This is a genomic window from Psychrobacter sp. CLB018, assembly GCF_041222815.1.
Lineage (GTDB): Bacteria > Pseudomonadota > Gammaproteobacteria > Pseudomonadales > Moraxellaceae > Psychrobacter > Psychrobacter faecalis.
Genome location: NZ_CP166085.1, coordinates 1,862,827 through 1,874,603, shown reverse-complemented (window position 1 = coordinate 1,874,603; position 11,777 = coordinate 1,862,827). Strand labels below are relative to the sequence as shown.

8 protein-coding genes are annotated in these 11,777 nt (G+C 43.7%); 4 read left to right on the top strand and 4 right to left on the bottom strand.

All coding sequences use genetic code 11. The annotated features are described in order from the left end of the window. Positions 1-35 precede the first annotated feature (35 nt). Positions 36-365 carry a preprotein translocase subunit YajC gene (gene yajC / locus AB8P72_RS07915; RefSeq protein ID WP_068408182.1) on the bottom strand — a complete coding sequence of 110 codons (330 nt, stop codon included), beginning with the start codon at positions 363-365 and terminating at the stop codon, positions 36-38. Positions 366-877: 512 nt separating this feature from the next. Between yajC and AB8P72_RS07910 the strand changes: the two genes are divergently transcribed. From AB8P72_RS07910 to AB8P72_RS07900, 3 genes are all read left to right on the top strand, one after another. Continuing rightward, positions 878-2,188 carry a hemolysin family protein gene (locus AB8P72_RS07910; RefSeq protein WP_369958285.1) on the top strand — a complete coding sequence of 437 codons (1,311 nt, stop codon included), beginning with the start codon at positions 878-880 and terminating at the stop codon, positions 2,186-2,188. 275 nt (positions 2,189-2,463) lie between these two features. Continuing rightward, positions 2,464-2,958 carry a hypothetical protein gene (locus AB8P72_RS07905; protein WP_369957570.1) on the top strand — a complete coding sequence of 165 codons (495 nt, stop codon included), beginning with the start codon at positions 2,464-2,466 and terminating at the stop codon, positions 2,956-2,958. Positions 2,959-3,129: 171 nt separating this feature from the next. Then, positions 3,130-6,174 (top strand): LysM peptidoglycan-binding domain-containing protein, encoded by a 3,045-nt coding sequence (locus AB8P72_RS07900; RefSeq protein WP_369957569.1) that lies wholly within the window; start codon positions 3,130-3,132, stop codon positions 6,172-6,174. Between the two features lie 136 nt (positions 6,175-6,310). Here AB8P72_RS07900 and AB8P72_RS07895 read toward each other — a convergent pair whose 3' ends face one another. Then, complete coding sequence (locus AB8P72_RS07895) at positions 6,311-7,534, bottom strand: transglycosylase SLT domain-containing protein (RefSeq protein WP_198328786.1); 1,224 nt, start codon at positions 7,532-7,534, stop codon at positions 6,311-6,313. Between the two features lie 1,080 nt (positions 7,535-8,614). Then, complete coding sequence (locus AB8P72_RS07890) at positions 8,615-9,496, bottom strand: Nif3-like dinuclear metal center hexameric protein (protein WP_198328787.1); 882 nt, start codon at positions 9,494-9,496, stop codon at positions 8,615-8,617. 416 nt (positions 9,497-9,912) lie between these two features. Here AB8P72_RS07890 and AB8P72_RS07885 point away from each other — a divergent pair, with 416 nt between their 5' ends. After that, positions 9,913-11,247, top strand: a complete 1,335-nt coding sequence (locus AB8P72_RS07885) for a S1C family serine protease (RefSeq protein ID WP_198328788.1) — start codon at positions 9,913-9,915, stop codon at positions 11,245-11,247. Positions 11,248-11,365: 118 nt separating this feature from the next. Here the strand turns inward: AB8P72_RS07885 and yfaE are convergent, their stop codons facing one another. Continuing rightward, positions 11,366-11,632 carry a class I ribonucleotide reductase maintenance protein YfaE gene (yfaE, locus tag AB8P72_RS07880; RefSeq protein WP_068408173.1) on the bottom strand — a complete coding sequence of 89 codons (267 nt, stop codon included), beginning with the start codon at positions 11,630-11,632 and terminating at the stop codon, positions 11,366-11,368. Between the last annotated feature and the right edge of the window lie 145 nt (positions 11,633-11,777).

The window sequence follows — 11,777 nt, the reverse complement described above, 5'->3', positions numbered from 1 at the left end:
TAAAAGTTTGTCAATTATTAAATTCTAAATGACAATTAAACGCTTTCAATCGTGCCAGCTGGCAATACTGAAATCACGGACGCACGTTGCACTTTAACATCGGTATGGTTGTTTAAGCTCACTACCGCATAATCGCCTTCCAATGCCTTGATACGGCCCATAAGACCACCAGCAAAAATGATTTCGCTGCCAACGGTCAAAGCGTTGACCATCGCGCGGTGCTCTTTGGTACGCTTAGACTGTGGGCGAATCACCAAAAAGTAAAAAATGGCAAAAAAGGCAACCGGCAACAAGATTTGACCAAACATTGACGCAGCGCCGGCAGTTTCTGGTGCCGCATGGGCCGCTTGAATGAATAAGCTCATAATTTCTCTCAGTAAGTCATAGATAAGAATAAATTTACACGCATAGTAACAAAAAATCTCAGGCTTGGTAACTGTTAATCATAGGCTGGGGGCGTTTTTGTTAAAACTCACGGACTAACCATGACCGTTATAATGGTGGGCGTTTTCTTATTATAAAGGATATAAGGATAAGTTACTGAGCAGACAAAAAAGCCAAATGTTAAGTTAACATAAAGCTATGATAAATTTATATTAACTTTATCAGTTTAAAATTCCGTGGGCATAAATTTCTAGGCAATTGATAAGTATAGTGATTTATTGCGAAATGCTATTATTAACATTGATATTAAACAAGCTCTTATCATAAACCAAATGGCTGTATAATAGAGTGGTTTGAGCGCGTTTTTAGTGATTGGGTAGAAATGCATTCGCATTTATCGGCTATTATTTTCTATCTGCTGGCGCTTGCGCATGATATATTGTGATTTCCTTTTTCTTCTTTGTTTAGGTTACCTAACTTGTTTACCTTTTTTATGTCTGTACCTCGCTTATACCGTCCGCGCGCTTGCCGCAAAGACGCTTCTGCTGAACCTCCCCCGACGATGGGTGGCAATGGTCGCTCTTATGTGACCAGATTTAATAGTAAATCGTTTTTCGCGTTTATTTTATTGCTAACTTCTGTGCTACCACAAACGGTTTGGGCGGCGGGCGAGGTAGCAAATCCTACTGCTAGTAGCGTGCTACTGCTTATTTTATTTGTGCTCATTGCCATTGGCATCTCGTTTATCTGTTCGCTCGCCGAGGCGGCACTCCTCAGCATGACGCCGTCATATATTGCTGACTTGCAAGAAACGAACCCAAAAAAATCCAACATGCTCAAACGCCTAAAGGTCGATAATATCGATCAGTCGTTGGCAGCCATCTTAACGTTAAACACCGTGGCCCATACTTTAGGTTCTATTGGCGCGGGTGCGCAGGCGACGATTGTTTTTGGTAGCGCTTGGTTTGGACTTTTTTCGGCGTTCATGACCTTGGCTATTTTGTTTTTATCCGAAATCATGCCAAAAACCCTAGGCACTATCTATTGGCGTCAATTGGGCGGCATGGTTGCTTATTTTGTCCGCGGTATTATTTTGCTGCTCTATCCTTTGATTTGGTTCTCAGAAAAATTAACCAAACTACTGGTACGCGGTAAAGAGCCGCAAGCGTTTAGCCGCCGTGAATTTGCGGCACTCGCGAGCATCGGCGAAGAATCAGGACAGATTGATCCGTTAGAGTCACGTATTATTCGTAATCTATTGGCATTTGGGGCGATTAAAGTTGAAGATATCATGACCCCGCGTTCGGTGATGCTTGCATTTGAAGAGCATAAAACCGTCGCTGATTTATTGGTTGATCGGCCAAAACTGACCTTTTCGCGTTTGCCAATTTATGATGGCGATTTGGACAACATCACCGGTTTTGTCTTAAAAACCGACATGCTCTTAGCAAAATTTAACCATGCCGCTCATAAACCATTGACCCAGTTTAAGCGCGACATTACCTTTGTATTTTCAAAGATGAAGTTGTTTGATTTATTAGAGCTGATGCTAAAAAACCGAATTCATATCGCTATTACCGTTGGTGAGTACGGCGAAGTTAAAGGCTTGGTAACTTTAGAAGATGTGTTTGAAACTTTATTAGGGCTTGAAATTGTCGATGAGATAGATCGCGTCGAAGACATGCAAGCTTTGGCTCGGCAGATGATGGACAGACGCGTTGAGCGTTTAGGCATGAAGCTCAGCGATGATGAAAGTTATGAAGACGGTCATAATGAACATAAGCATGAGAAAAATGGTCATTAAAGATTGGATTAAGCAGATAAATGCACAGGACTGTTTTGCGTGAGATTCGCAATAATCACACAGGGTGTCACATAGCTGTGAGAATTGGGTGATAGGCTAAAACTAACATAACAATGTGTCGTTAATTAACCTAAGCTTTACACACAAATACCCTTTAAACACAAAAGAATTATAAGGGCCTGATAGATTTAGATCTTAAGTCAATATATGACCATAATCTATAGCCATAATATTACTTGGCTTTAACGACACATGAAGTATTACTAAGGAATATCATGAAACGACTATGGGGAAAAGGGCTGCTGGCTCTATTGATAAAAAGTGCTGGCGTGACAGCAGTAGTGGCCGCTGCTAGCGCTATAAGTATCAACGCGCAAGCGGCGACCATGAGCAATGCACTGGTACAAAACTATGCCGCTGCTATGAAGTCAGCTGCCAATAGCCAAAACTCCAACCAAGTGGCGCGCTTGGTGTCAGATGATGCGCTGATTTCGATGTCCAGAAAAGGCAAAACCACCAGCCTTGATAAAGACGCTTATCTGCAACTACTGCAAAGAAGCTGGCGTGATACGTCAAATTATCACTACGATATTACGGTGGATAACATTGTGATTACGGGCGATCAAGCAAAAGCCAATGTCACCACCAATGAAAGCTGGGTAAAAGACGGTCAAAAAGTTTCATTTGTTACTTCATCGCGAGTCACACTGACGTTATCTACGGGTAATGCGGTGCTTTTACGCGCGGTCTCACAAGTGACCATCAACTAAAAATTAGTCATATATCAAGTTCTGTATTATGAAGTAAGCCATCAAAAGATAAGGCAAATGACTTTTTGCGCATTATCTTTACGATTAGGCTGGTTTTTGTTTGATATTGCGTACTATACTGTCGATTAACTTTATTTTATCACTTATTGTTGTTAGGAAACTTCCACTATCATGTCTACTGTGTCATCAAAATCTCGCTCCTTTATCGCTTTACCATTGACGCTGGCGGTGTCGACTTTACTTATCAGTGCTTGTAGTAATACCTCAGCGGTAAAAAAGACGGGTACGACTGGCAGCTCAGCTGTGGTTAACAAACGTCCCGCTACCCAAGTGACTAAACCAAGCACGGGCGCTGATTATTCGACAGCTTTTTTGGATGCTGAAAGCTTAGATGAGCTGGCAGATTTATTAGAAGCGACTGATATGACGATGGTTGAAGGTAATAAACTTGCTATTCAACAATATGGTGATTTGTGGAATCGCTTGCGCGCAGGCTACCGTATGAATGGTGGACGCCCTGTTTATAATCAGCGTATTGAAGCGCAAAAAGGTTGGTTTACCAGTCGCCAAGACTATCTAAACCGCTTGACCGCTCGTGCCAGTCGCTATCTTTACCATACCGTTCGAGAAGCTGAGCGCCGTAATATTCCAACCGAACTTGCGTTATTGCCAGTGATTGAGAGCTCCTACGATCCAAGTGGTACCAGTAGTGCCGCCGCCGCCGGTTTATGGCAGTTTATTCCAAGTACCGGACGCATTTATGGTCTAAATCAAAGTAGCACCTATGATGGTCGCCGTGACGTGATTGAATCAACGCGTGCCGCTTACGACTTTTTGACCGCATTGCACAATCAATTTGGTAGTTGGGAGCTGGCATTAGCTGCTTATAACGCCGGTCCTGGTCGGGTGCAAAAAGCCATTGATGCCAATGCGGCGCGCGGTTTGCCAACCGATTACTGGTCGCTCAGACTACCGACTGAAACCATGAACTATGTACCGCGCTTTTTAGCGGTTGCCGAAATCGTTGCCAAGCCTGAGCAATATGGCGTCTATCTGCCTGCTATCGCTAACCGTCAGCATTTCCGTAGTGTACCGGTCAATTATGGTGTGAGCCTAGCGGAAGTGTCGCAAGTGACAGGGGTTAGTTACGATGAGTTAGAAAGGCTGAATACGGCGCTGACATCAGCGCGCGTCGACGCATCAGGGCCGCAGCGTATTATCATTCCGAACGATGTCAGCTTGACGACAGATGCTAAGCTGAGCTCGTTAAGAGGTAATGGTAGCAGTAACGTGATAGCTTCTAGTAATACGAGCACGAGTACAACGCCTAGTTATTCAGGCTCAACCACACCAAGCTACAATAATAAACCATACACCAGTAGTGGCTCGTTACCGACTACCGGCAGCGCCCTTGCAGAGTATGCCGCGAGCGCAAGCGTACCACAGCAGACCACCAGTTATATTCCGCCGACGGCTTCACCGACCAGCAGCTCCGTTTACAGTAACAACAATACCGTCCGTACTGAGCCACCGCTGACGTCTGCTGAAACCAAAAAGATTAACGCTGAGTTAAAGAGCAGCAACAGCTTACCGACCACATCGGCGCAAATCACGCAAAACAATACTATCATTCAAGAGCCGCCATTAAGTAAAGCGGAGCGTGATTACATTGCCAATCAGATTCGTATCAGTACGCCTGAAACCAATGTCGTTAACGCCGATGGTAATATCAACCTATCAGCCGTTCAGACGCAGCAATCTATTTTAGAGGCAACTGGGCAAGAGAAGAAACTGAGCTTCCCGAAAAAATCGGCTAGCAAACCAAAACCACAAGGCACGCGTACTACCTATACGGTTAAGCGTGGTGATACCTTGGCGAATATCGCCAGCCGTGCTGGTGTTAGCTGGCGTGATATCGCTGAATGGAATCAGATAGATGCGAGTGCCAATCTGTTGGCTGGCAGTACTTTATACCTATACAACGCTAAATCTATCGAGCCATTGAGTAGTGCGAGCAATACCACTAGCCAGCCTGAAAGCTATATCGTTCAAGGTGGCGACACGCTAATCGGTACCGCCAATCGCTTTGGTTTGTCAGTGACTCAGCTCGCCACCTATAATAACTTGAGCAGTAGAGCAGACTTGCTACGCGGACAAAAACTGTGGTTGGTGCCTGGTAAAGTCACCGCGCCTGCTGCCACGCCTGCTGCGCCATCAACCAAACCTAGTAAATCTAGTACGGCTACCAAAAACTATAAAGTTAAGCCGGGCGATGGCTTGATTGCGCTATCTCGTCAATTTAATGTACCGACCACCACCTTGGCAAACTTAAATAATATGGGTACGACGGACTCACTATACGTCGGTCAAATCTTAAAAGTGCCTGCCAATGTAGACTTTACTGCCGCAAATACTAGCTCAAGTAGCGCTAGCAATCCTGTGAAAACCAGTGCTCCTACAAGTATAGTGGCAACGACCAACTATAAGGTCAAATCGGGCGATACTTTAATCGGTATTGCAAATAGTGTTGGTATCAGTCCTGAAGAGCTAGCAGCCGTTAACCCTAACTTTGATGCTAGGGCACGCTTACAACGTGGTCAGACAATCAAAGTGCCGGTTTCAAAAGATTTGGTCGATCGTCAACTTAATGACAAAGCGGTCAGCTATAAAGTGAAATCAGGCGATACGTTAACGGGCGTGGCGCAGCGCTATAATATCGGTTTAAGTGATTTGGCCGCCGCCAATAATTTGAAAACCAATTCTAATCTGATATTGGGTCGTACGATTACCATTCCTGCAAATGGTACGGTCAGTGTTACTAGTACGTCTAACAGTACTGCTACTAGTAACAATAGTAAGAGCAGCACCGCAAGTACAGAAACAGCCAGTAGTACCAGCACTGGTAAAAAACTTGGTAATACCGAAAGCTATAAAGTAAAAGCGGGCGATGGTCTGATTGCGCTAGCACGTCAGTTTGGGATATCGGTAGAGGATTTGGCGGCGACCAATAATTTGGCGACCAACGCCCAGTTACAACGTGGGCAGACCATCAAAGTACCAAAAGCAACCGTCAGCTATACCGTAGGCTCGGGTGACAGTTTGATTGGCCTAGCACGTAAGTATGGCGTATCTACCAAAGAGCTCGCTGATATGAACAATATCGCTGTCGATACCATGCTGCAACGCGGTCAACGTTTAACCGTACCGAATCGCTAATGTAGAATGTAGTCGCATTTGACAAATTTTAAGCATTAAAAAAAGCTGCTCTAATTAAGAGCAGCTTTTTTGTTGGCATTATTTTGTTCAAGATTTAAGACTTTATTCAAGGTTTAGAGCCTTTAGCAAAATCATATTAAACCGTTTGGGTTTTAATGGTTTCAAGATAACTTCTAATATTACTCACATAATGCATGGCCTGACCATAACGGCTGTTTGACGCTCTGTTTTCTGACAAATAAGCATATATGTTTGCCCAGCTTTTATCATCGATGCCATTGGCGCTCAATTTACGCTGGATACCTTTTACAGCATTTGGACCCATATTATAAGCGGCAAGGGCAAACCAGATGCGATCAGTCTTTGGTACATCAGCGAAATCGGCTTTCATTTGCTCCAAATAACGAGCACCGCCACCAATACTTTGATACGGGTCAACGCGATCAGAGACGCCCATCGCCTTAGCGGTATTATTGGTCAGCATCATGATACCGCGCACGCCAGTCGGAGAGACGGCATTGGCATTTAAATGCGACTCTTGATAGCCCATGGCGACCAGTAGCTCCCAATCATGATTATAATTGCGCGCTTGCTCTTGAAACGATGACTGATAATCAGGCAACTTTTCTGTCAAGGTCTTTTTAAAATGGTCTTGGCTATAAGCGTCTTTTAATAAGTTCTGATTATAAAACGCCGCCAATTTTTGCGTGTGTTCAAGCTTAATACTATCACATAAAAAGTAACTGGCTTTTTGCGATAATGGATCGTTGGCAGAATTAAATGTCCAACTGACCTTAGGATGCAGCCCATTTTTAGTCAAGCTGGCATCATAGCCGCAGCTGACATTGACAGAAGCTAAATCTAACTGGCTTTTTAGCTGGGTGCTGGCGGTGGTCAAAGCTATATCGGCATCGCCTGATTTTAAAGCTCTGAGCGCTGCTTCTTCGCTAGCATAGGCTTTGAGATTGATGTTGACGCCAAGCCCATCTGCATAGCTACGCACTAAATCATAGCCAAAACCGTGCTGAAAGCCGTCGGTTGCAAAGTAGGTGCTGTCACCCGGTACAGCAGCAACCGTTAGAGTGTTTTCTAACATAACGTGCGCATAGGCAGGCACAGGCGCGTTCATCGTGGTCAAGCTCTCAGCCGGTAAAGAGAGCAGAGCGATGCTTGATACTTGTGCCAATTTCTTGGTTTTGGAAAATTTGGTTTTGGCGCAACCAGTCACTTTGATAGGTGCAACTGCTGGAACGAAGTTACTTTTGGTGTGCAGTAAGCGCTTAGATGGACGCAGTAAATAAGAAATACGGCGTTTGGCCCCTTGCGCAGATACTTTCACACGGTAAGTAATACGCTGCATGGATGTCTCCTGATTTTAGCCATCCTTCATACCATAAAAATGCTTAATCAATTTATGCGGCTTATATAGTTATAAAAAGCGTATGGCTATATAAGTGGCATAAACTGGCGTTACATTTTAGATCACATCAGCCTGATAAATAGCATAAGGTCGCTGTCATCTTGTTTACATATGGCGCTGCTAACATCAAATATATAACCGTTAGCACAACCATCTTTTTATCATTTAACGCATAGGTAGCTACTTTTTAGAAGATAAAACACGCACTTCAAACATCATTCTAAAAAAAGACGCACCACAGCGCGAAGGGTATAAATCGGATGATTCCTTCATCGCTATAAAATGAGTTAGTGATTAAAAGACTGGCTATAAAACCATATGAAACATAGGTAAGGTCATGAATAAATTATTGAGACAAATATACAGCATAAGCGCCGTACAACTGCACTTAATCGTTGCTGCGTTTATATTAATCACGAGCTACTCTTTAAATCGATTGTAGTAGAGGAGCGGGCTAATAATATGGTTTGCTCAGCGATAAAGATGAGTAATACCCCTTGTCTGCTAGCGAGTAAAAAAAACACCATCAGAGAAATTTTGCTCTAATCTTATCGCGACGCTAAAATAAAAATACTGTTTAAAACCACTGTCTCATCAGCTAAATAAGGCAAAGAGAGTATTTAAATGATCACCGTTAAAAACCTTATTAATTTATTAAAAAATAGAGCTTTAATCGATGAAAAAAATTTTAGCGCCATAACCGGAAGCTATAAAAATGGGAAGTCTCATGACAAGACATTCTTTCTTCAGGAACTAATATGCGGATATTCATTATATTATTCAAGTAGATTTAATAAATTAGCGATAAAACTTAACAATAGCACTATAAACGGTAAAAAACGCCTTTGTTTTGGCTGACCCAGTGACAAAAAGTGCTATAAGAAAAGATTGCGCCTAAGCAGCATTTTCTGTATTTGACGCAAAATATTAATATTAACGCTTAATAAACTTAGTGCTTCAACTGAGAAAAAACAATTGTAGGTAGATAAAACTGTTTGATTATCAAGCGGAGCTTAATGGTTAGGCTGGGTTATCAATGTCAATAAAAGTCACGAGCAAGCCAAATTGCTCAGCCAGTAGTTCGCCCAACGCTTGAATACCGCCGCGCTCGGTCGCATGGTGACCGCAGGCAAAGTAATCAATGCCAAGCTCACGGGCGCTATGGGTAGTGCGCTCTGATATTTCACCAGAAATATAAGCATCACAGCCCATCAATGCTGCTTGCTCAATCATATCTTGCGCGCCGCCCGTGCAGATACCCACGCGTTCAATCAATCTGCTGTCCGCTTGCGTAGGCTCAGCGTTGGTTGCGGCGTTATAGGTGGCGGGAATGTGTAATGGCACCCGACCTAAAGCAGCGGTAATCTGGGTAATAAGGTTTTGAGCGCTTTGCGGCTGGCAGCTGGCAATATTGCCAACCGGATGCGACTCATGCGGATAAAGCGCACCGATGATATTCATATCGAGTAACTCAGCAAGTTTGGCATTATTGCCAATAATAGGATGGGCATCGAGTGGCAGGTGGTAGCCAATCAAAGAAATGCCATGCTGCATCAGTTTGCGAATACGTTGACCTTTCATGCCTGTGATGGTCTCAGGCTCGCCTTTCCAAAAATAGCCATGATGCACCACGATAGCATCGGCGTTATCAGCAATCGCGGCGTCAATCAACGCCTCACAGGCGGTGACACCGGTGACAATACGACCGATAGGTCGCCCGCCATCTACTTGCAAGCCATTTGGTGCATAGTCTTTAAAGGCTGCTGCTGATAAGTAGTCGTCACAAAAATCCGTCAAAGCTTGTGTGCTAATCGTCTTATTTGGCGTTTGGCTTGAAAACTGACTTGAGAACTGATTTGAAAGCTGGTTTAAGGTTTCGGTCGAGCTATTGTGTTCGGTCATGGTCTTTCCTTATAATTGTTGCCGTTACGGACGGTTCTTGATTGTTTGTTATTTACAAATTTCAAGCGTTCAATGCAGTAAGTATTGCCGCTAAATAAGCAAAATATCTGTTTATAATTAACTTTGCTCTAAGTCGTTAGGGTGTTTAATAGCGCCATTTTAGCATGGTGCTGTAAAAGAGTAGATAACGCGGATAACTGAAACGGTACACGATACGTTACTATTTATCGATGTTGCCAGTTATAATTTGCATACCTGAATCTATAGAATCCGTAGCGCTTATATTATTCAATCTTGTCTTAGGTATTACTAGGCATCATTGCCCAACGAGAAGCGTTTGCGTATAGTTATCATTCATTCACTGTTTTTACCAAACTGTTTTCACAAAACTATTTTTAAAATAGAGAGGTTTTTATATGTCGTCATCTCGGAATACCAATAACAATAACAAGGCCGGCGCGTTAACGTGGTTGCCTTGGGTTTTGTTGCTGATAGTGGTTGCAGCGTTTATTTGGTTGTTTACGAGTATGAAGACGGCATCAGAGCAAGCGTGGGAGCCGCCTAGAACCATGCCTGCCGAGCAGCAAGCATCAGCGCCAGTGTCCGATACACCTGCGCCGATTGCTTCTTATCATAATGGCGTTGCTCGCGCGTCACAATCTGTCGTCAATATCTATACCACGCAGACGATGGCCGAGCATCCTTATATGAACGATCCGGTATTGCGCCGATTTTTTGAGTTTCATGGTGGGCCGTCCCAAGAGCAGGGCAATACCAACTTGGGTTCTGGGGTCATTGTTTCAGAAGATGGTTATATTGTGACCAACGCTCATGTCCTTGAAAAAGCTGATGAAATTACGGTTGCCTTTAATGATGGGCGCAAGAGTCGTGCGAAATTGATTGGTACCGATCCAGACAGTGATTTGGCGGTGATTAAAGTTGATATGACTGATTTGACGCCCCTTGGTTTCCGTAAAGACCCTATTCGTGTTGGCGATGTGGCATTGGCGATTGGTAATCCATTCGGGGTTGGTCAGACGGTGACGCAAGGTATTATCTCGGCGACAGGGCGAACAGGACTTGGCGTTAATAAGTTTGAAGACTTTATCCAGACCGATGCGGCGATCAATCCGGGTAACTCAGGTGGCGCGCTGGTTGATGCTTACGGCGAGCTCATTGGTATTAATACCGCTATTTACTCGCGCTCTGGCGGTTCGATGGGTATTGGATTTGCCATTCCTACTGCCATCGTTGAGCAAGTGATGAATGCGATTATTAAAGATGGAAAGGTTAGCCGTGGTTGGCTCGGTATCGAAATCCAATCGCAGCTGCGCGACCCAACCCAGCTTGAAACTTCAACAGGTGTCGAAGTATTTAATGTCGTGCCTAAAAGTCCAGCGGCTAAGAGTGGCTTACGCATTGGCGATATTATTTTGTCAATTGACGGTATTGAGATGACCGATGCCAATACCTTAATCCAGTATGTCGCTCGTAAAGCGCCAAATACCACGCTTAACGCTCAAGTCCTGCGCCAAGGCAAAAACAAGCAAGTAAAAATCCTGCTAGAAGAGCGTCCAGCGCAAGAACCTATGGCGCGCCCTGTCGTTATTCACGATGAAACGCTAGGTGGTATGGGCGATCCTAGTCTACAAAATGATGGAGAAGAAGTGCCCATGATGTCAGAAGCGGAGCGTGACCGTATGCGCGAAGAGCTATTGCAGTTATTTGAAAGAGATGGCGCACCTTTATAAAAGTATGGTTTACACATATTACTGTGGAATTTAAAAAATAAAAAAAGCGCGCTATTTTGAAGATAGCGCGCTTTTTTATTAGCATGTTTTTTTAATCATAACTCTATGAATTTGGCAGCTACTTTTCTATTAGCTCGTGATTGATATAAATGACGCCTTGCACGCGGCAGCAACAGGGCAAGATTTCGTCTTCTTCAATCATAGCAAGTGGCTCAAACGGATAATCAATAACGTGTGAGCTGGCGATGCGCTTGATGCGGCAACTGCCACAATAGCCTTCCTTACACTGATAATTGATATCATGTCCGGTGCGTAGCAATCCATCGAGCAGACTTTCGTCATCATGCAAGTAGAATTGCTTCTTACTCGTCATTACCCAAGTCATAATTCAACCTTATCTTAATTTTCCCATCGCATGTAAAGTTGTCTTTAATGGTACTTTTTAATCATAAAATCTTACTAAAACGATAGCGGCCTAACCTTAAAATAGTAAGATTAAGCCATGACAATAATGTGTGTAAAGTTAAACG

Bases quoted from the DNA above. Each gene is read 5' to 3' on its own strand.
- yajC (WP_068408182.1), bottom strand. From the start codon at position 365: ATGAGCTTATTCATTCAAGCGGCCCATGCGGCACCAGAAACTGCCGGC.
- AB8P72_RS07910 (WP_369958285.1), top strand. From the start codon at position 878: ATGTCTGTACCTCGCTTATACCGTCCGCGCGCTTGCCGCAAAGACGCT.
- AB8P72_RS07905 (WP_369957570.1), top strand. From the start codon at position 2,464: ATGAAACGACTATGGGGAAAAGGGCTGCTGGCTCTATTGATAAAAAGT.
- AB8P72_RS07900 (WP_369957569.1), top strand. From the start codon at position 3,130: ATGTCTACTGTGTCATCAAAATCTCGCTCCTTTATCGCTTTACCATTG.
- AB8P72_RS07895 (WP_198328786.1), bottom strand. From the start codon at position 7,534: ATGCAGCGTATTACTTACCGTGTGAAAGTATCTGCGCAAGGGGCCAAA.
- AB8P72_RS07890 (WP_198328787.1), bottom strand. From the start codon at position 9,496: ATGACCGAACACAATAGCTCGACCGAAACCTTAAACCAGCTTTCAAAT.
- AB8P72_RS07885 (WP_198328788.1), top strand. From the start codon at position 9,913: ATGTCGTCATCTCGGAATACCAATAACAATAACAAGGCCGGCGCGTTA.
- yfaE (WP_068408173.1), bottom strand. From the start codon at position 11,632: ATGACTTGGGTAATGACGAGTAAGAAGCAATTCTACTTGCATGATGAC.